The sequence below is a fragment of the Candidatus Accumulibacter sp. ACC012 genome, from assembly GCF_907163155.1.
GTDB classification, from domain to species: Bacteria; Pseudomonadota; Gammaproteobacteria; order Burkholderiales; family Rhodocyclaceae; genus Accumulibacter; species Accumulibacter delftensis.
Genome location: NZ_CAJQUC010000012.1, coordinates 1 through 18355, shown reverse-complemented (window position 1 = coordinate 18355; position 18355 = coordinate 1). Strand labels below are relative to the sequence as shown.

Genomic DNA, 18355 nt, shown 5'->3' with positions numbered 1-18355 from the left:
GGTCAGCGAACTCTCATAGTCCCGGATACATCCGGCCGCGGTTGAAAACACCTTGCGGATCGAAGGCGTGTTTCAGATTGCGATGAATTCGCAACAGCGGTGGCGACAGTGGCTGGAAGACGCCCTGCTCGGTTTTCACGGCGTCGTCCGCGCGAAACAGGGTCGCGTGCCCGCCGGCCCTGGCCGCCGCGGCGCGGATCGCTCCTCCATCACCTGCACGCAACCAGCGTTGGGCGCCACCCCACTCGATTAGCGTCGGGCCGGGCAGCGCCTGCGGCGGCGCCACGGACGGCAGCGACAAACGCCACAAGGGCGCATCACCGGCAAAGAAGGCGTGCGTCTGCTCGCGCAGCGACTGCCAGAACTCTGCCGCCAGGCCATCGGCCAGCTCCTCGCCACCGAGATGCCGCTGCGCGGCGGCCAGCGCAGCGGCGGCCCCGGAAAGGCGCAGCGTCAGCACTCCATCCTGCCAGGCCGAAGCCGAAATCGGCAGCGGCCGGCCACCCCACTCGTTGAGCTTGCGCAGCGCCGCGCCCTCGTCGATGGCAAAACGCAGACTCTTCTCGGCCACCGGCAGCGGTAGCACTTTGAGCGATACTTCGAGCACGAGGCCGAGCGTGCCCAGGCTGCCGGCCAGCAAACGGGAAACGTCGTAGCCGGCGACATTCTTCATGACCTGTCCGCCAAAAGAGAGCACTTCGCCAGAACCGTTCAAAAGCTTGGCGCCGAGAACATAATCGCGCAGGGCACCGACGGCCTGCCGGCGCGGTCCCGAGAGGCCCGCGGCGAACATGCCGCCGACCGTCGCCGCCGGCCCGAAGAACGGCGGCTCGAAGGGCAGCCACTGGCCCTTCTCGGCAAGCGTCGCCGCCAGTTCGCGCAGTGGCGTGCCGGTGCGCGCGGTGACCACCAGTTCGGTCGGTTCGTAGGCGACGATGCCGCGGTAGCCGCCGACCTCAAGCATGCCTCCCTTCTCGCCCTGCTCCGGGCAACCATAAAAGAGCTTGCTGCCGCCGCCACGAATTGACAGGCTACGGCCGGCACTTGCCGCGTCGGCGATGCGAGTCATCCAGTCATCGATCAATCCTTCCATCACAAGCTCGGCGAAGTGGTGGCGCTGCCGGCGCGGGCCAGCGTGTACTCACGGCAGCGGGCAAGCGTCGGAACGCCCTTGCCGGGGTTGAGCAATCCGTGCTCGTCGAAAGCCGCTTTCAGCCGGTGGAAAGCAGCGATTTCGGCCAGGCTGAACTGCTCGGCCATGATGTCGACTTTTTCGATACCGACACCGTGCTCGCCGGTGATGGTGCCACCGAACCTCACCGACAGTTCAAGAATCTCGGCGCCGAAAGCAACCGCTCGCTCGAGTTCTCCCGGCTGATTGGCGTCGTACATGATCAGCGGATGCAGGTTGCCGTCACCGGCGTGAAAGACGTTGGCACAACGCAAGGCGTATTTTTCCGACAGGCTGTTGATCGCTTCCAGCATCTCGGCCAGGCGCTTGCGCGGAATCGTCCCGTCCATGCACAGGTAGTCGGGAGTCATCCGCCCCACCGCCGGAAACGCCGCCTTGCGCCCGGCCCAGAACTTCAGTCGCTCGGCTTCATCCTGCGAAACGCGAATCCCCGCAGCGCCGCTTTTCTCGAGCACAGCCGTCATGCGAGCGATTTCTTCGGCCACTTCCTCGGGCGTCCCGTCCGACTCGCAGAGCAGGATGGCTTCGGCGTCCATGTCGTAGCCCGCGTTGACGTAGGGCTCGACGGCGTGAATCGCCTTCTTGTCCATCATTTCCAGCCCGGCCGGGATGATGCCGGCGGCGATGATGCTGGCCACCGCATCACCGGCCTGGCGCACATTGCCAAAGGAAGCAATCACCACCTGCGCCAGTTCGGGCTTCGGTGTCAGTTTGACGGTCACCTCGGTGATCATCGCCAGCAAGCCTTCCGAACCGTTCATCAGCGCCAGCAGGTCATAGCCCGGCGCATCCAGCGCCGCGTTGCCGAATTCGACGATCTCGCCCTCGATGCTCAGGCCACGCACGCGCATGACGTTGTGAACCGTCAAGCCGTACTTCAGGCAATGCACGCCACCGGCGTTCTCGGCGACGTTGCCACCGATGGTGCAGGCGATCTGCGAAGAAGGATCGGGCGCGTAGTAGAGCGCGTGCGGCGCCGCCGCTTCGGAGACCGACAGATTGCGCACTCCCGGCTGGACAACCGCGGTCCGCGACAGCGGATCGACGCTGATGATTTTCTTGAGCTTGGCCAACGAGACGAGAACGCCGTCACGGTGCGGCGTCGCCCCTCCCGAGAGACCGGTCGCCGCACCGCGTGCCACCACCGGCACTTTCAGCTCATAACAGATTTTGAGGATCGCCTGCGCCTGCGCTTCGTCCGCCGGCAGCGCCACGATCAAGGGCAATTGCCGATAGGCGGTGAGGCCATCGCAATCGTAAGGGCGCATCTCTTCTTCCTCGACCAGCAGCGCCTGCGCTGGCAAGACCGCACGCAGACGCTCGACCAAGGCCAGCCGGTCAACCGTGAACCGCTGTTCGGCCACGCTACTTTCGATGCTCATCTCGATTTCCTCGAAGGTTCATCAAATCAGGAAATGCTTGACTGCGTGCTGACCAGATCCGCGGCCAGCTCGAACCCGACGCGGCGGGCAGCGCAACGCACGTGCTCATGGGCATGGCGGCGTGCGCGCCCGGGATCGCCAGCGGCAACAGCCGCGAAGATCAAACGGTGCTCGGCCTGCGCCTCCTGCGGCAAGGCGCCGTTGCGGCCGGGCATGGTCCACGCCAGGCGACGCGACTCGGAAAAATGCCGGCCAAGGAATTCCAGCAGGCGATGCGTGTAACTGTTATGGGTGGCGGCAGCAATTGCCAGATGAAAATCGTCGTCGGCTTCGGAGCCATCGCTGCCACTGGCCAGCGCGTCGTCCATGGCCTTCAGGAAACACTCGATGGCGGCGATGTCGGCGGGCAGACGACGGCGCGCGGCCAGCTCGGCAATCGAGCTTTCGACCATCGCCCGCAACTCGAAAATCTCGCGCAGCTCGAGCAGCGCCGGACCATCTCCCTGCCAGAAGCGAAAATTCAGGCTTTTCGGGGCCAGGGCGACAAAAGCACCGGCTCCCTGCCGGGTCTCGACGCGACCATCCGCCTTGAGACGTGCCACCGCTTCCCGGATCACTGCACGACTGACGCCGAAAGTCTCGGCCAGTGCTTTCTCGACCGGCAACTGCGCACCCGGTTTGATCTCGCCGCGCGCGATCTGCCCTTCCAGGGCGATCGCTACTTCCTCGCTCAAGCGCGGCCGACGAACAATTCTCTTCAGCTCATTGGTAAGCATAAGAACCCGGTTGTCTGACAACTTGGCTGCAGCATACTACAAGCGGCGTGCGATGCAATGCCAGCCCTTGCCGGCAGCGCTCGCAGCTTATCAGCACACGCCTGTTGAGCCTTGTCGAAGGCCACCGAAGCAATGCCGTTCGCGTACTCGGGGAGCAAGCCCGGTGGATCATTGTTGCTTTGCTGTTACAATCAGCCGCTCGCTGCGCCGCTGCCCGATCCGTCTGCAAACCACAGCCCGCAGCGGCCGAACGAACCGTCGAGGGAACAGAATGTCTGCCATCATTAGCCATCTGAATCGCGTCTTGCCCGGCGTAATGCCGCTGCTCAGGTATCGCGCCGCCGACTGGCCGCACGATATCCGAGCCGGCCTGTCGGTGGCCGCGGTGGCCATCCCGATTGCCATCGCCTATGCGCAACTGGCCGGTTTCAGCCCTTCCACCGGCTTGTACGCCTCGATCCTGCCGATGGTCGTCTACGCCTTCGCCGGCACCTCGCGGCAATTGATCATCGGTCCCGACGCCGCGACCTGCGCGATGCTGGCGGCTGTGATTGCGCCTCTGGCGGCGAGCAACAGTGGCCTCTACCTCTCCTACAGCATCGTGCTGACGCTGCTCACCGGCCTCTTCTGTCTGTCGGCGAGCTTTCTTCGCCTGGGCGGCCTGGCCGATTTTCTGGCCCGACCGATCATCATCGGCCTGCTCAACGGCGTCTCCCTGACGATCATGATCGGTCAGGTCGGCAAAGTGCTCGGCAGCACGCCGGAGGCCAGCCGCTTCTTCAAACAGCTCATGGAGATTCCGCACCTGGTGGTCACCGCCCACTGGCCAACCGTCGTCCTGTCGATCTGCTGCGCGGCGGTGATGTTCTTCCTGCCACGCTACACGAAAGTGGTTCCGGCGTCGCTGGTTACCATGGCCCTGGCCGGCCTGGCCGCTTTTCTGTTTGGGCTCGACGATTACGGGGTGGCGCTGATCGGTCCGGTGGCCGCCGGCCTGCCTGACCTGGTGATACCCGAGCTGCACCTCGACGTCGTCGGCGAACTGGCCGCTTCGGCTGCCGGCCTGGCCCTGGTCCTGTTTACCAGCGGCATGCTCACGGCGCGCAGCTTCGCCGAACGCAACGGCTACGACATCGATGTGGACCGCGAATTCGCCGCCTTCGGCCTGGCCAACATCGTCTCGGCGCTGTCACAGGGCTTCGCCGTCACCGGCGCCGATTCGCGGACCGCGGTCAGTGACGCCAACGGCGGCCGCACGCAGATGGTCAGCATCGTCGCCGCACTGGCGATTTCCCTGTTGCTGCTGGTCGGCACGGGCTCGCTGGCCTGGCTGCCGATCCCTGCATTGGGCGTCGTGCTGCTCTTCGCCTCTTGGCACCTGCTCGATTTCCAGGTCTTCAAGCGCTACCAACTGATCGAGCGCTCGGCGGTGGTCCTCGGGGTGATCACCATGCTCGGGGTGCTCGCCTTCGGGGCGATCAAGGCCATCATGCTGGCCGTGACCCTGGCCCTGCTGATGTTCATCCGCAAGGTCGCGCGCCCGGACTGCGAAGAACTGGTCAATGTTCGCGGGCGGTCGGGGCTTTACAACCACAAGCTGTTTCCCGACGCGGCGACGATCGACGGACTGCTGCTCTTGCGCTTCTGTGGTCCGCTGGTCTTCTTCAATGCCAATCATTTCCGCGCCGAAGTGCATCGGGCGATCGCCCGCCAGTCAGCGCCCGTCGAACGTGTGGTGCTGGACATGATCGCCATGACCGACGTCGATATCACCGGCATCGACACCCTGGGGCGGCTCGACAGCGAACTGGCGGCAAAGAACATCACCCTCGTTCTAGCCGGCCGACAGGTCGAGTTCGAGCAATGGCTGCAGACCACCAAACACCCCGACGCTGCACTTCGCCAACGCGCTTTCCCGACCATGCGCCAGGCGGTTCGTCATTGGCGTGGGCGAAACGGCGCGCGCAGCAGCGTCGACGAGGCCGAGGACACCCGCGGATCGGCGGACGCGCCAGCGCCCGTGCCAGCGGAAACTGTAGAGGCTGCGCTGGAGATGGCGGCAGCAGCGCAGCCCCCTGTCGAGCCAAAGGCACAATAGACGGCCGGCCTTCACCAGCGGCCGGCTGACCGACGTTCAGCCGGCCTTTTCGTTTTCCAGAGCCTTGGAAGTAATGTGTTCGTACAGCCCCATCAGTCTGGCCGCCAGCGCGTGATATTCCGGATGCCGCGCGACCATCGGCTTCAGGTCCTCGGTATCGGCAAACACGCGCTCGAGAAACGCGATGTCCATGTCGTCAAGCTTGGCGCCAGCATCGACCTTCTCTTTCAGGTCTATGGCGCGTGGCAAGCGCTCATTTTCCAAACGCTCCAACACCACAGCCGCCAGTCCTTTGTCATCCGCTTCTTGACTCATCGCTCGTTCCTTCTTCAATTGTGGCGCCGACGTGGCCACTTCAGTCAGGGATGATGCCAGCTCTGTCGAACAGAAGGCAAGCGCTGCCCGCCGCCGCGGCGGGCAGGCACGGCAGCGCAAGGCCCCGCCCCGAGAAAATACCCGGCCGGCGATCGCGTGGATCACACGCCGTTACACAACAGGGACAGAGCTTCAACAGATCATCGACGGGCGATTCGCTACTCTTCGTCCTGTCGCTGCCGCACTCCCCTCCCCCTCCCCACGCGGCAGTGATCGAAGTACCCGGCCCGCCCAGACTCTCCCTCTGTGCGGGCCGCTCCCTTTCTGGCAAGCTGTACAGTGATCGACCGCCTGGCCAGCGGCGGCCAGGTCGCCGGGAAAGGCGTCGCAACGTGCAGGCAAGAGAAGCTGGACCCCGCTAGCGGTCATGACTTGTCGAGATACCCCGGATGATGAAAGCCATGACCGTTTCCCCCTCTTCCCCCGGCCCTTCTCCCGCAAGGGGAGAAGGGAGTTTCGTGAGTCGCTTGCGCGACTTTCACATTAACCTCGTGGAGTGATGATGATGAACCGATGGACAAGCGTAGTCGTATGCCTGCTGTGGTCGCTGCTGAGCGTCACACCGGCAAGCGCCGCCGCCCGACCAGCCACCGCAGAGAAACTGCCGGCGGGTGTCGAAAAGCTGGGTACCGTTGAAGGCATCAGCGAGTATCGACTGGCCAACGGTCTGCGCTTCATCCTCTTTCCCGACGCCGCCAAACCAACGACCACGGTCAACGTGACCTATCTGGTCGGTTCGCGCGACGAGAACTACGGCGAGACCGGCATGGCCCACCTGCTCGAACACCTGATCTTCAAGGGATCGAAGAGCTTTCCCGATCCGACCAGAGAGTTCAAGACGCGCGGATTCCGGATCAACGGTACAACCTGGCTCGACCGCACCAATTACTACGTCACGTTTCCGGCCAGCGACGCCAACCTCAAGTGGGCACTTGGCTGGAGCGCCGACGCCATGGTGAACTCCTTCATCGCCCGGAAGGACCTCGATAGCGAGATGAGCGTCGTACGCAACGAATTCGAGATGGGGGAAAACAGCCCGAGCCGGGTCATGATGAAGCGCCTGCAGTCGCTGCTCTTTGACTGGCACAATTACGGCAACAACACCATCGGCGCGCGCAGCGATATCGAAAACGTCAAAATCGAGAATCTGCAGGCCTTCTATCGGAATTTCTATCAGCCCGACAATGCGGTGCTGACGGTCGCCGGCAAGTTCGATGAGCAACAAACGCTGCAATGGATTGCCGCCAGCTTCGGCCAGCTGGCGAAGCCGACGCGCCAGCTGGCGAAACAATGGACCGTCGAGCCGACGGCCGACGGCGAGCGCAGCTTCGTCGTTCGCCGCAAGGGCGAGGTGCAACTGCTGACCCTCGCCTATCGCACACCATCCAGCCTGCACGCCGACTCCGAAGCCGTGAGCATGGCCAGCGAGATACTTGGCGACACTCCGAATGGTCGCCTCTACCAGGAGCTGGTCCAACCCGGTCTGGCAGCACAGGTCTTTGCCTATGCCATCGACGCCCGCGAACCCGGCTTCGTGGTTTTTGGCGCGATGGTGAACAAGGGCGAATCGCTGGAGCGCGTGCGCGACAAGATGATCGAAGTCATTGAAGGCGGTTTCGCTCGCCAGACGGCGACCGCCAACGAGCTCGGCCGCGTCGTCGAACAGGCGCGCACCGCCTACGAACGTGCGCTGGCCAACCCGGAAGTGTTCGCCGTCATGCTTTCCGAGTACATCGCGCTCGGTGACTGGCGGCTGTTCTTCTATGCCCGTGATCAGCTCGACCAGATCAAGCCGGCGCAGGTCGACGCCGCCGCGGCGAAGTATTTTGTGCGTGACAACCGCGTTCTCGGCAGTTTCATTCCCGAAGATTCACCGCAGCGCGCCGAGATTCCGCCCGCCCCGACCGCGGTGGAACTACTGGCGAACTTCAAGGGCAGTGAAAAGGGAGACGCCGGTGAAACCTTCGAAGCGTCGCATGAGAACATCAACCAACGCTCGCAACGGCCGAGCGTCGGCGACTTGCAAGTGGCGCTGCTCGCGAAAAAGAACCGCGGCCAGACAGTCAACGTGGCCATGAGCTTCCGCTGGGGGGATGAAGACTCGCTGCGCAATCGGGATATGGCCGGCACACTGACGATGGCCATGCTCAGCCGCGGCAGTGGCCAACTGAACCGCCAGCAGATCGCCGACGAATTCACTCGCCTGAAAATCCGCGGCGACCTGACGCAGTTTGAAACCACCCGTGAGCAGCTACCGGAAGCGCTCAGGCTGGTCGCCCGGTTGCTCAAAGAGCCGAGCTTCCCGGCGAGCGAATTCGACGAACTGAAACGACAGACGCTGACTGCGCTGCAGGCCCAGCTCGACAACCCGCAGACACTCTCCAGTGACGCTCTGGCCTCGCACTTCAACACCTACCCGCCCGGTGACCCGCGCTACCATGCGCAACTCGCCGAACGCCTCGCCCAGCTCCAGGCGACGACGCTCGAGCAGCTTGTCGCCTATCACCGCGAGCTGATGGGCACGGCGCGTGGCGAAATAGCCATCGTTGGCGATTTCGATGAAGCGGCGATCAGCGCCGAGCTCAAGCAACTCTTTCCCGATTACGTCTCGCGATCGCCGTACGCCCGCGTTGATCGCGAGTATCGCGCCGTGACGCCGCAACGCATCGTCATCGACACCCCCGACAAGGAGAACGCCTTCCTGCGCGCGCGTGTCGATCTGAAGCTGAGTTTCGACGACGACGACACACCTGCCCTGTACGTGGCAAACAGTATTTTTGGCGGCAGTAGCGGACTGTCGAGCCGCCTTATGGATCGCCTGCGCCAGAAAGACGGCCTCAGCTACAGCGCGTCTTCGTCCTTGTCGATGGGTATGCGCAAAGATCTGTCGAGCTGGTCCTTTGCCGCTATGGCAGCACCGCAGAACCTGGATCGCGCCGAGCAGGCCTTCCTCGAGGAGCTGACGCGCGCGCGCCGCGACGGCTTCACGGCTGAAGAGGTTGCCGAGGCCAAGAAGGGAATCCTCGAAGCACGCGCCGTCGCTCGCTCACAGGACAGCGCCGTTGCCGCGCGCTGGATCTCCCTGCTCGACCTCGGTCAGGACTGGCTGTACTCGAAGAACTTCGAGGCGCGAGTCATGGCGCTGACCCCGGAACAGGTCAACGCCGCTTTCCGCAAATACATCGACCCCGAGCAGCTGACCCTGGTCGTCGCCGGCGACGCCAGCAAGGGAAACGCGAACTGACGATGGCGGTAACTGCCGCGCATCCTGGCGAACTGCAGAGTGGGCGATTCGTCACGGCAGCCCTGTCGGCGATACGCGGCTGGCCAGGGATTGGCCATGACGCGCCGTCCTGGCCCCCGGGCCGCTGACTACTTCTTCAGGCTGTCGCGAATCTCGCGCAAGAGCAGCACATCCTCGGGCGGCGCGGCAAGTGCTGCCGGCGGCTCGCTCCGCTTCAGACGATTCACCTGCTTGATCATCATGAAGATGATAAAGGCAAGAATGATGAAGTTGACCAGGATGGTCAGGAAACTGCCATAGGCGAAAACGGGAACCTGCGCCTTCCTGAGCGCATCCAGCGTCTTCGCCGTCCCTTCGGGCACCGTGCCCAGCACCAGGAACAGGCCCGAGAAATCAAACTTGCCGCCCATGATGAAGGCGACCACCGGCATGATCAAATCGGCGACGACGGATTCAACAATCTTGCCAAAGGCACCGCCGATGATCACGCCAACGGCAAGATCCATCACGTTGCCCTTCATGGCGAACTCTTTGAACTCCTGCATCATGCTCATCATTTCTCCTTGGTGTTTGACCCGAAGGACACCGGCTCCCGTGCCACGGTGAAGTCATCGTGGCGCCGGTCATATGCCGCGCAGTTTTTCACCGGCGGCGGCCAGGGTTGCTTCCTGCTTGGCGAAACAGAAGCGTACGACGCGTTCGTCACAGCCATCGTGGTTGAATACCGACACCGGAATAACCGCCACAACCGACCTCCCTGGTCAGCCAGCGAGCAAACTCCTGGTCAGGCAGGTCGGCAATGGCGCTGTAACGCGCCAGTTGGAAGTAGGTGCCGCGGCAGGGGAGCAGTTCGAAGCGTGACGCAGCCAGCTGGCGGCGAAAGAACTCCCGCTTCCCTTCGTAGAACGCCGCCAGACCGAGATGTCGCGAGGCGTCGCGCATGTACTCGGCAATCCCCAGCTGGCACGGCGTATTGACCGTAAACACGTTGAACTGATGAACCTTGCGAAACTCGCGCATCAGTTCGCGAGGCCCCAGCACGTAGCCGACCTTCCAGCCAGTGATGTGATAGGTCTTGCCGAAGGACGAAACAACGATGCTGCGTGCGGCCAGTTCGGGATGCGCAGCGACGCTTTGATGCTGCGCACCGTCGAAAACGATGTGTTCGTAAACTTCGTCGGCGAGTACGACGATAGGAGTGTCGCGGGTCAGTTCGGCCAGTGCCGCCAGATCGTCGGCGTCGAACAGGCTGCCGCTCGGGTTGTGCGGCGAATTGATGATGATCATCCGCGTGCGCGGACTGAGCAGGGAGCGCAGCTGCTGCCAATCGGGCCGGTAGTCCGGCGAGCGCAGCGCCGCGTAAACGGCTTTGCCACCCACCGTTTCGATTGCCGGCACGTAGCTGTCATAGACCGGCTCGAACACGACCACCTCGTCGGCGCTGCGCACGAAGGCGGCAATCGCCGTGAAGATGGCCTGCGTGGCACCGGCGGTGACCGTGATCTCGTCTTCGACGTCGTAGTCCGCGCCATAGAGCGCGGCCACCTTGTCGGCGATGGCCACGCGCAGTTCGGCCACGCCGGCCATCGGCGGGTACTGGTTACGACCGGCATGCATGGCCCGTGAAGTGGCTTCAAAGAGTGCCGGCTCGGCCTGAAAATCAGGAAAGCCCTGCGACAGATTGATTGCACCGCAGTCGGCGGCGAGCTTCGACATCACCGTGAAGATGGTGGTCCCCGACCCAGGGAAGCTTGGAGTCGATGGCGACTGAGGATTGGCGCATGGCGATCCGCGACAAGCGCGGTGGAGAGTGAGCAAGCGCCTAGTTTAGGGGCGCCCCGGCGTTCAAACAAGGCTGCTGCGAATCCCGCGAATCGGCAAGCATGCAGCCACGCAGCCGAGAAGAGCAGGCGTTGCCCGCCCGCCCGTCTGGTCCTCGGCAAGACGAGCTGCTAGCATTCACCCCATTGTTCATTATCGCTCCGATCGTCATGGTCGGGCCGCCACCATGACCACAGCAAAATCCGTCTTGTGCAGCCTCGCCAGCGCGGCTCTCGTTTTCTTGCTGAGCACCGGAAAACGCCCGCGCAGCCGAACCCCAGCCAGCAGTGCAGCCACTGCCAGCGCTGGGCGCCGAATTGAGCGAGCTCACCGTCTCCGGCATCTCCTCGGGTGCCTACATGGCGGTGCAGTTCCAGGTCGCCCACTCGAAGCTGGTGCGCGGCGCCGGCGTGCTTGCTGGCGGCCCCTATAACTGTGCCGAAGGATCGATCCGGCGGGCGCTCACGGCTTGCATGTCGCCCTCCTGGTGGGCCGCAGCTCCTTCCGTAGCCGAACTGCGCGCCCAGGCGGAAGCGCTCGCCAAGGCGGGCCGCATCGATCCGCTGGACGGCTTGCGCGACGACCGCGTGTGGCTGTTTTCAGGAGGCAAGGACACGGTCGTCGACAGCGCGGTGATGGAGCGGCTGGCCGCTTTCTACGGCCAGTGGCTCGCTCCGACGGCGATTCGCTTCGTCCAGCTGCCAGACGCCGGGCACGCCATGATCTCGGTCGCCGACCCCCAGGCCAATGCCTGCAGCAGCGAGCAAACACCGTTCATCAATCGCTGCGGCGAGCTCGACGCGGCCGGCGAAATTCTCCAGCACCTGCTTGGCCCCTTGCAGTCGCCAGCGGCGACCGCCAAAGGCGAGCCGCTACGCTTCGACCAGAGCCCGTTTGTAGAAGGCAAGCCGATCGACGCGGGACTGGCCGACGAGGCTTACCTTTATGTGCCGCAGGCCTGCCTCGGTAGCGCCTGCCGGGTACATGTCGTCTTTCATGGTTGTCGTCAGACGGCGGCGCAGATCGGCCGACGCTTCGTCGATGGCGCCGGCTACAACCGCTGGGCAGACAGCAATCGGATCGTCGTCCTCTACCCGCAGGTACAAGCGCGCTATGGCCTGACCATAGGCTCCTGGCGGTGGCTGAACAATCCCTTTGGCTGCTGGGACTGGTGGGGCTATGCGGGCAGCGACTACGCCACGCAGGGCGGCGTGCAGATCAAAGCGGTGCGCGCCATGCTCGAGCGCCTGGCCGCCCCCCGCCAGGCGCAGACAGACGCTGCGGCAGGACGCCTGCCCTAGCCGCCAGCGCGCAATTCGCTCAAGTCAGAGGGGAGGAATGCGCAGCATCTGACCGGGATAGATCTTGTCCGGATGACCGAGCATCGGTTTGTTGGCCTCGAAAATGACCATGTATTTGTTCGGATCGTCGTAGTGCAGCTTTGCAATTCTCGACAGGTTGTCGCCGGCGACGACGGTATAGAAGAGCGCTTCCGGCGCGCTCTGGTCAACAGACAGCATGTCGTTGACCCGGGTAACGCCATTCACATTGCCACAGCAGAGCAGGATCTTCTCCTTGCTGCTCTGATCGCCGGCGACCCCGAAAACGCTTGCCGCACCTGCTGCGCCATCGAAGTCACGGTCAGCCCGGTGACCGTCAAGCCCTGGCTGTTGATGTAAGCCTCGATCGCATCACCGGCGGCACGGTTCATAACGTCCAGCTTTTCTTTCGCCGCATTGTCATCCGGCGCATTGCTCACCCGCGTCCAACGCAGCTTGCGCGTCTCCGGAGCGAAAAAGCTTCTCGCCTGCTTCCTTGACGAAATCGAATAGGCCCATGCGGTTTCCTCCGGTAGGTTGGCGCCGTCTGGCGCCGGAAAGTGACTTGACGGCTGTTTGACGATGGTCTGTAAACCGCCTCGAGTCTAGCAGTTTCCCCGGACTTGGCAAGCAGGGGCTTGCCAGCGGTGAGCCCCAACGGCACAACGCCCGGCAGAGCGGGCGTTGTCATAATGGGTGCCGGGCCTGCGCGCTCAGCCGTAACGGCCTTCGATGTAGTCGGAAGTCTCCTTGTGGATCGGGGTCACGAACATCTCCTCGGTCAGCGTGTGCTCGACGACCTTGCCCATCAGCATGAAGATGCATTCCTCGCTGGCGCGGCGCGCCTGCGCCATGTTGTGGGTGACGATGAGAATCGTGTATTGGCCACGCAGCTCCCAGAGCAGTTCCTCGACCGCTTCGGTACCCTTGGGGTCGAGCGCCGAGCACGGCTCGTCCATCAGCAGCAACTTCGGCTTCACCGGCAACAAACGCGCGATGCAGAGCTTTTGCTGCTCTTCGAGCGACAACTCGGTAGCCTTGCGCTTGAGCCGATCCTTGACCTTGTCCCACAACAGCACGGTGCGCAGCGACTCCTCGACGATTTCGTCGGGAGTGCCCTGGTGTACGTCACCACCACCCTTGGCGTGCAGACGGTGACTGAAGAGGATATTGTCGCGAATCGAAACGGGTAGCGGATTGGGGCGCTGAAAGACCATCCCCACCTGTTTGCGCACCTGTATCAACTCGACGCCGGGGTCGTAGATGTTCTGGCCCATGACATCGATGCTACCTTCGATGCGCACGTAGCCGAGGCGCTCATTGATGCGGTTAACGCTGCGCAGATAGGTGCTCTTGCCGCATCCCGAAGGCCCGATCATCGAGGTGATCATGCCCTGGCGGATGCGCAGGTCGACATCGTACAGGGCCTGGAAAGTCCCGTACCAGAGGTTCAGTTTTTGGTATCAATGGCGTATTCTGGAGCTGGCTGCTGCAAAGCAGCGGCTTGAACGGCGGTCATCTCGTTGTGTCCTTCGTTGGCATTCAGTCAATACAGTGGCAAGCAGCGTGGCGCGGTATTGGGCTCAGCCGAAGCGTCCCTCTACGTAATCACGCGTCCGCTGGTCCTTCACCTCGCCGGTGAACAAATCCTCGGTGACCCCGATCTCGACGCACTCGCTGTTCAGGAAGAACGCGGTGCGGTCGGCCAAACGCCGCGCCTGCTGCACCAGGTTGGTAACCAGGATGATGGTCACTTCCTTGCGCAGCTCCTTGAGCACATCTTCGATGCGCATCGTGGTGACCGGGTCGACGGCGATCGAGAACTCGTCGAGCATCAACAGGTCTGGCTCCTGCGACAAGGCCCTGGCAATCGTCAGCCGCTGCTGTTGGCCGCCGGAGAGCAGGCTGCCAAGCGCACTCAGACGATCCTTGACTTCGTCCCAGAGGGCCGCACGGGTCAGGCAGCGTTGCACGATTACGTCCAGCTCGGCTCTTTCCTTGATCCCGCGCAGGCGCGGCGACAGGGCAACGTTGTCATAGACGGTCATCGGCAGACCGACCGGCAAGGGAAAGACGACGCCAATCCGGCTACGTAGCGCATAGACGTTCTTCAGGTGGCGGGTATCCAGACCGTTGAACTGGATCTCGCCGGCCACGCGCATCCCTGTAGTGAACATGTCCATGCGGTTGACCGCCTTGAGGAAGGAGGTCTTGCCGGCGTTGGCGGGGCCAATGATGCCGAAAATTTCGTGCTCGCGTATCTCCAGGTTGACGTCCTTCAGGGCCACCGCCTTGCCGTAACTGATAGTCAGATCCTTGACCGCCAACTTGATCCGCGGCTCACCGGAAGCGGCGTTGGTTTGGCCAGCAGCCACCGGGGCCCGTTCGAGAGCGCTTTGCGCGCCTTGACTTACCATTTCTTCTTCCCCCTGAGCCACATGCGAAACGCGATCGACGCGCTGTTCATCAACAACACCAGTCCGATGAGTACCAGAGCGATACCGAACGGAACCTCTTCGGCGATCCCCGGAACCTGGGTCGCGGCAACAAACAGGTGCAACGACAAGGCCATGGTCTGGTCGAAAACGCTTTGCGGCAGGAATGGCGTGAAGAACACCGCCCCGGTAAACATGATCGGCGCGGTCTCGCCAGCGGTACGCGAAACCTCGAGGATCACGCCGGTCAGAATGCCGGTGATCGAGTTCGGCAGCACCACCTTGCGAATGGTCTGCCAGCGCGTCGCACCCATGTTCCAGCAAGCCTCGCGAAACGCCGGCGGTACCGACTGCAGCGATTCTCGGGTAGCAACGATGACCACCGGCATGGTCATCACCGCCAGGGTCAGACTGGCCGCCAGGATACTCGTCCCGAACTTGAAAAAGATGACGAAGGCGCCGAGCCCGAACAGGGCATGCACGATCGACGGCACGCCGGCCAGGTTGATGATCGCCAGATTGATCACCCGCGTGAACCAGTTGTCGCCGGCGTACTCGCTGAGGTAGATCGCCGCGAAGATGCCGATCGGGACCGACAGCAGAAGCGCCACCATCACCAGCCAGACGGTGCCCAGCAGCGCCGGCAGGACGCCGCCGGTACGCATGCCGTCGGTTGGCGCGGTGAACAGAAACTCCCAGGAGATCGCCCCGCCACCCTTGTGAATCAGGGTTCCGAGAATGATCAGTACCGGCGCAATCAACATCAGGGTCATCAAGCCGAAGAGCATTCTATAGAGGCTCTGAACCCTGGCATTGCGGTGGTTCAGGCTGCTCGCCTGGAACATGGCTGCATTGGCAGTTGTCATTTTCTATCCCTTGCGAATGCCGCGCACGATCAGATCGGCGGTCAGGTTGACGGTGAAGGTAACCAGGAAAAGCAGAATGCCGATGGTGAACAGCGCCTGATAATGCTCGCCGCCGACCACCGTTTCACCCAACTCAGCGGCGATGGTGGCGGTCAGCGCGCGCACCGAGTCGAAGACGCTGTCGGGAATATTGACCGCGTGTCCGGTAGCCATCAGCACGGCCATCGTTTCTCCGAAGCCCCGTCCGACCCCGAGCAGCACGCCACCGAGCAGGCCGTTCTTGGCCGCCGGCAGCACCACCTTGTAGGTCACCTGCCAGCGCGTCGCGCCCATCGCCTCGGCGGCTTCACGGTAGCGATCGGGAACCGCCTTGAGCGCATCTTCGGCGATCGAGGTCATGATCGGCGCAGCCATCAAACCAAGGATGATGCCGGCGTTGAGCACGCAGAGACCCACCGGCACGTCGAACCACTTGATGATCAAGGGGTTCATGATCACCAGGCCGATGAAGCCCCAGACCACCGACGGAATGGCCGCCAGCAACTCGACCAGCACTTTCAAGGTTTCACGGGTCTTGCCACTGGCAAACTCGGCAATGTAGATGGCCGCGCCGAGCGAAAACGGCACGGCGACCAGCATCGCCAGACCGGTGACACTGGCGGTACCGGCCATCAGCGCCAGGATCCCGTACTCGGGGGCGTCGGCGTCGCTCGGGAACCAGTACGGCGTGAGAAAGAACTCCCGGACGTTCATGTGGTGGAGGATGAAGCCGATGCCTTCCTTGAAGACGAAGATGAAGATTCCCAGGACGAAGACGATCGCCGAGATACCGCAGAGGAAGACGATGGCCTGGACGGCCTTGTCTACATACCAGTCGAGATCGCGACGATCGAACGTGCCAGCCCCGCCGGCGGCCATTGCGGCGCCGGGTACAGTGTTGCTGTTGGCCATCTCAGTCGGCCTCCTCGCCCCGCAGGGTGGTCATCAAATTGCTCACCTGCACGGCGATCTCGCGACTCAGCGCTGCGTAGCGCTCGCGTCGCTGATCCTCGGGAAGTTCCGCCGCAACCACGCCGCCGACATCCCACTCCAGCGCCGCGGTGTGGAAGGGCACGTTGTCCACGTATGACTTGACTGGCCCCTGCAGGCTGACGATGACGTGGAAATCGGCGAGATCCTGAAGGCTCAGATTCATCGCTTTGGTCGGTGGCGAGCAGGTCGACCCCCCGACTCCTGGAGCAAGCCGAGCCACCTCCGGCAGCATCGCGCCAGCCTGACGGCCCAGGCTGCGGAACTCACCACCTCCGGAAGCAAGTCTTGCCAGCAACGGTCTCGGCGATCGGTCCGAGCAGGGTGTTGGTCCTCGTCAAGGAAGAGGATCCGGAAAGCCTTGGCCGCCTTGGTCTGGCCGGTGACCGCAAACACCGTTTCCTCGCAGATGTTCTTGGCCTGATCCGACACCCGTTCGAGCGAATTGAAAACGCCCAGGTAGGCAAAGAGATCCTCGATGCTGAAGTTCTCGCCCGCATTGACCAGGTCGGCAAAAACCAACATCAAAGTGCGCTCGACCCTGATCGGCCATGATCATCGTCGCCCTGGCCTTCTCGGCATTGCCGTCGATGAAGCCGCACATCGCCTGCTTGAACATCTGCCGCGACTCGCCGGCGAGCAATTCGACCTCGCGCTTGATCAACGCGTCGGGGCGCTTGGCGAGATGCACCGATTCGCGGGCGATGGTCACCGCGTAGTCGCCGACGCGCTCCAGCGCGACGTTGGCGTGAATCATCGCCGTCATCAGGCGCAAATGCCCGGCGCTCGGCAGGTGCACGCCGATGAACGCGTGGCACATCTTGTCCAGCTTGCGATTTTCCGCGTTGATCCGCTGATCTCCCAGGACTGTCGCATAGGCGAGCTTGTCATCACCGCTCAGCAGGGCACGTACCGCAGCAGCGAGGGCAGCGTCGACGCGCTTGGCCAGCAGGGTCGCTTGTTGTTTGATCAGGGACAGGTCTCTCTCGAGACGTTCTTCGTAATGGCTCATTGCTTGCGGCTCCCCACAGCGCTAACGGAACACAGATTTCAGAGCGGGCGCGAAGGACTCCCCGTCCCGCGCCCGCGATGGCGTATGACTTACTTGCAGCTGACTTTCTTGATTGGCGCGTAGCCTTCCTTGGCAACGATGCATTGGCCAACGTCGCTCTTGATCCAGTCCATGTATTTCTTGGTGTCGGCTTTCGGCTGACCATCGGTGTACATGAACAGCGGACGGGCGATCGGATAGGTGCCGTCGAAAGCGGTATCCTCGGTCGGCATGACGCAGGGCTTGCCTTTCTCGGGCGCGATGCACAATGCCTTCAGGTGATCGGTAGCGTAGGCGAGGCCGCTGTAACCGATCGCGCAAGGCGTCTTCTCGACCAGGTCGGCGACATCCTTGGAGCCGTGCATGTCCAGTGTCCCCTGCGGAACTTGCCCTTCTCACCGAGAACGGCCTCCTGGAAGTAGGGCGTAGGTGCCCGAGTAGTTCTGGCCGGCTGACGACGACGATCTCGTCCTTGCAGCCTGGAATGGTGATCCCCAGATCGCTCCACTTGGTCGCCCCACCGTCACGTCCGTAGAGTCTTGGCCAGTTCCGGGATGCTCAAGGTATTGAGCGGAAAGTTTCTTGTGTACTAAGATAGCCAGGGCATCGTAGCCGACCACGTGCTCGACCGGATCGTGACCTTTGGCCTTGGCCTCGGCTATTTCCTTGTCTTTCATCTTGCGGCTGGAGTTGGCGATGTCCACGGTGCCGTTGATCATTGCTGCGATGCCGGTACCCGACCCGCCGCCGGAAAACCGCGACGGGCC

Annotated in this window: 16 protein-coding genes and 2 pseudogenes; 3 read left to right on the top strand and 15 right to left on the bottom strand. The window is 62.9% G+C overall.

Features of this window, described 5'->3' with window-relative positions; translation table 11 throughout:
• Window positions 1-13: 13 nt before the first annotated feature.
• From glcE to QZ648_RS13295, 3 genes are read right to left on the bottom strand one after another with little or no spacing between them, the layout of a single operon-like run.
• The gene (glcE, locus tag QZ648_RS13305) at window positions 14-1093 is read right to left on the bottom strand and encodes a glycolate oxidase subunit GlcE (RefSeq protein ID WP_291997362.1); all 1080 of its coding nucleotides are present in this window, start codon (window positions 1091-1093) and stop codon (window positions 14-16) included.
• Window positions 1093-2574, bottom strand: coding sequence for an FAD-linked oxidase C-terminal domain-containing protein (locus tag QZ648_RS13300; RefSeq protein ID WP_291997361.1), 1482 nt, complete (start codon window positions 2572-2574; stop codon window positions 1093-1095). The genes glcE and QZ648_RS13300 overlap by 1 nt, the downstream gene beginning before the upstream one ends.
• 26 nt (window positions 2575-2600) lie before the next feature.
• Window positions 2601-3350: a FadR/GntR family transcriptional regulator gene (locus QZ648_RS13295; RefSeq protein ID WP_291997360.1), complete on the bottom strand. Its 750-nt coding sequence runs from the start codon at window positions 3348-3350 to the stop codon at window positions 2601-2603.
• 271 nt (window positions 3351-3621) lie between these two features.
• Here QZ648_RS13295 and QZ648_RS13290 point away from each other — a divergent pair, with 271 nt between their 5' ends.
• Window positions 3622-5448 carry a SulP family inorganic anion transporter gene (locus tag QZ648_RS13290; RefSeq protein ID WP_169067979.1) on the top strand — a complete coding sequence of 609 codons (1827 nt, stop codon included), beginning with the start codon at window positions 3622-3624 and terminating at the stop codon, window positions 5446-5448.
• Window positions 5449-5484: 36 nt separating this feature from the next.
• Here QZ648_RS13290 and QZ648_RS13285 read toward each other — a convergent pair whose 3' ends face one another.
• Window positions 5485-5781, bottom strand: a complete 297-nt coding sequence (locus tag QZ648_RS13285; RefSeq protein WP_291997359.1) for a hypothetical protein — start codon at window positions 5779-5781, stop codon at window positions 5485-5487.
• Window positions 5782-6328: 547 nt separating this feature from the next.
• Here QZ648_RS13285 and QZ648_RS13280 point away from each other — a divergent pair.
• Window positions 6329-9067, top strand: a complete 2739-nt coding sequence (locus tag QZ648_RS13280) for a pitrilysin family protein (RefSeq protein WP_291997358.1) — start codon at window positions 6329-6331, stop codon at window positions 9065-9067.
• A 128-nt stretch (window positions 9068-9195) separates the two neighbouring features.
• On the opposite strand, the gene mscL is transcribed toward QZ648_RS13280, so the two are convergent.
• Together mscL and QZ648_RS13270 are read right to left on the bottom strand one after the other, a co-directional pair.
• Entirely contained in the window at window positions 9196-9621 is a 426-nt protein-coding gene (gene mscL / locus QZ648_RS13275) for a large conductance mechanosensitive channel protein MscL (RefSeq protein ID WP_169067318.1), read from the bottom strand.
• Window positions 9622-9690: 69 nt separating this feature from the next.
• A pseudogene (locus QZ648_RS13270) lies at window positions 9691-10783 on the bottom strand (methionine aminotransferase).
• Between the two features lie 392 nt (window positions 10784-11175).
• Here QZ648_RS13270 and QZ648_RS13265 point away from each other — a divergent pair.
• Window positions 11176-12189 carry a PHB depolymerase family esterase gene (locus QZ648_RS13265; protein ID WP_291997357.1) on the top strand — a complete coding sequence of 338 codons (1014 nt, stop codon included), beginning with the start codon at window positions 11176-11178 and terminating at the stop codon, window positions 12187-12189.
• Between the two features lie 24 nt (window positions 12190-12213).
• On the opposite strand, the pseudogene lysM reads toward QZ648_RS13265, so the two are convergent.
• From lysM to QZ648_RS13220, 9 genes and pseudogenes are all read right to left on the bottom strand, one after another.
• A pseudogene (gene lysM, locus QZ648_RS13260) lies at window positions 12214-12726 on the bottom strand (peptidoglycan-binding protein LysM).
• Between the two features lie 194 nt (window positions 12727-12920).
• Window positions 12921-13586, bottom strand: coding sequence for an ATP-binding cassette domain-containing protein (locus QZ648_RS13255; protein WP_366144139.1), 666 nt, complete (start codon window positions 13584-13586; stop codon window positions 12921-12923).
• Between the two features lie 204 nt (window positions 13587-13790).
• Window positions 13791-14624 carry a phosphate ABC transporter ATP-binding protein gene (locus QZ648_RS13250; RefSeq protein WP_169067322.1) on the bottom strand — a complete coding sequence of 278 codons (834 nt, stop codon included), beginning with the start codon at window positions 14622-14624 and terminating at the stop codon, window positions 13791-13793.
• Window positions 14618-15508 (bottom strand): phosphate ABC transporter permease PstA, encoded by an 891-nt coding sequence (pstA, locus tag QZ648_RS13245; protein ID WP_291997356.1) that lies wholly within the window; start codon window positions 15506-15508, stop codon window positions 14618-14620. Before pstA ends, QZ648_RS13250 begins: the two co-directional genes overlap by 7 nt.
• Window positions 15509-15511: 3 nt before the next feature.
• A complete protein-coding gene (gene pstC / locus QZ648_RS13240) occupies window positions 15512-16459 on the bottom strand; it encodes a phosphate ABC transporter permease subunit PstC (RefSeq protein WP_169067324.1) in 948 nt (315 codons plus the stop codon).
• Between the two features lies 1 nt (window position 16460).
• On the bottom strand, window positions 16461-16703 hold the full coding sequence (locus QZ648_RS13235; protein ID WP_291997355.1) for a hypothetical protein: 243 nt from the start codon (window positions 16701-16703) through the stop codon (window positions 16461-16463).
• A 171-nt stretch (window positions 16704-16874) separates the two neighbouring features.
• Window positions 16875-17549 (bottom strand): PhoU domain-containing protein, encoded by a 675-nt coding sequence (locus tag QZ648_RS13230; RefSeq protein WP_291997354.1) that lies wholly within the window; start codon window positions 17547-17549, stop codon window positions 16875-16877.
• An 89-nt stretch (window positions 17550-17638) separates the two neighbouring features.
• A complete protein-coding gene (locus QZ648_RS13225; protein WP_291997353.1) occupies window positions 17639-17953 on the bottom strand; it encodes a substrate-binding domain-containing protein in 315 nt (104 codons plus the stop codon).
• Window positions 17954-17983: 30 nt separating this feature from the next.
• Window positions 17984-18355 (bottom strand): substrate-binding domain-containing protein (locus QZ648_RS13220; protein WP_291997352.1); only part of this gene is annotated, 372 nt, incomplete at its 5' end.

Coding starts and splice junctions, on each gene's coding strand:
- glcE (WP_291997362.1), bottom strand. CDS start 1,093: ATGGAAGGATTGATCGATGACTGGATGACTCGCATCGCCGACGCGGCA.
- QZ648_RS13300 (WP_291997361.1), bottom strand. CDS start 2,574: ATGAGCATCGAAAGTAGCGTGGCCGAACAGCGGTTCACGGTTGACCGG.
- QZ648_RS13295 (WP_291997360.1), bottom strand. CDS start 3,350: ATGCTTACCAATGAGCTGAAGAGAATTGTTCGTCGGCCGCGCTTGAGC.
- QZ648_RS13290 (WP_169067979.1), top strand. CDS start 3,622: ATGTCTGCCATCATTAGCCATCTGAATCGCGTCTTGCCCGGCGTAATG.
- QZ648_RS13280 (WP_291997358.1), top strand. CDS start 6,329: ATGAACCGATGGACAAGCGTAGTCGTATGCCTGCTGTGGTCGCTGCTG.
- mscL (WP_169067318.1), bottom strand. CDS start 9,621: ATGAGCATGATGCAGGAGTTCAAAGAGTTCGCCATGAAGGGCAACGTG.
- QZ648_RS13255 (WP_366144139.1), bottom strand. CDS start 13,586: ATGATCGGGCCTTCGGGATGCGGCAAGAGCACCTATCTGCGCAGCGTT.
- QZ648_RS13250 (WP_169067322.1), bottom strand. CDS start 14,624: ATGGTAAGTCAAGGCGCGCAAAGCGCTCTCGAACGGGCCCCGGTGGCT.
- pstA (WP_291997356.1), bottom strand. CDS start 15,508: ATGACAACTGCCAATGCAGCCATGTTCCAGGCGAGCAGCCTGAACCAC.
- pstC (WP_169067324.1), bottom strand. CDS start 16,459: ATGGCCAACAGCAACACTGTACCCGGCGCCGCAATGGCCGCCGGCGGG.
- QZ648_RS13235 (WP_291997355.1), bottom strand. CDS start 16,703: ATGAATCTGAGCCTTCAGGATCTCGCCGATTTCCACGTCATCGTCAGC.
- QZ648_RS13230 (WP_291997354.1), bottom strand. CDS start 17,549: ATGAGCCATTACGAAGAACGTCTCGAGAGAGACCTGTCCCTGATCAAA.
- QZ648_RS13225 (WP_291997353.1), bottom strand. CDS start 17,953: ATGCACGGCTCCAAGGATGTCGCCGACCTGGTCGAGAAGACGCCTTGC.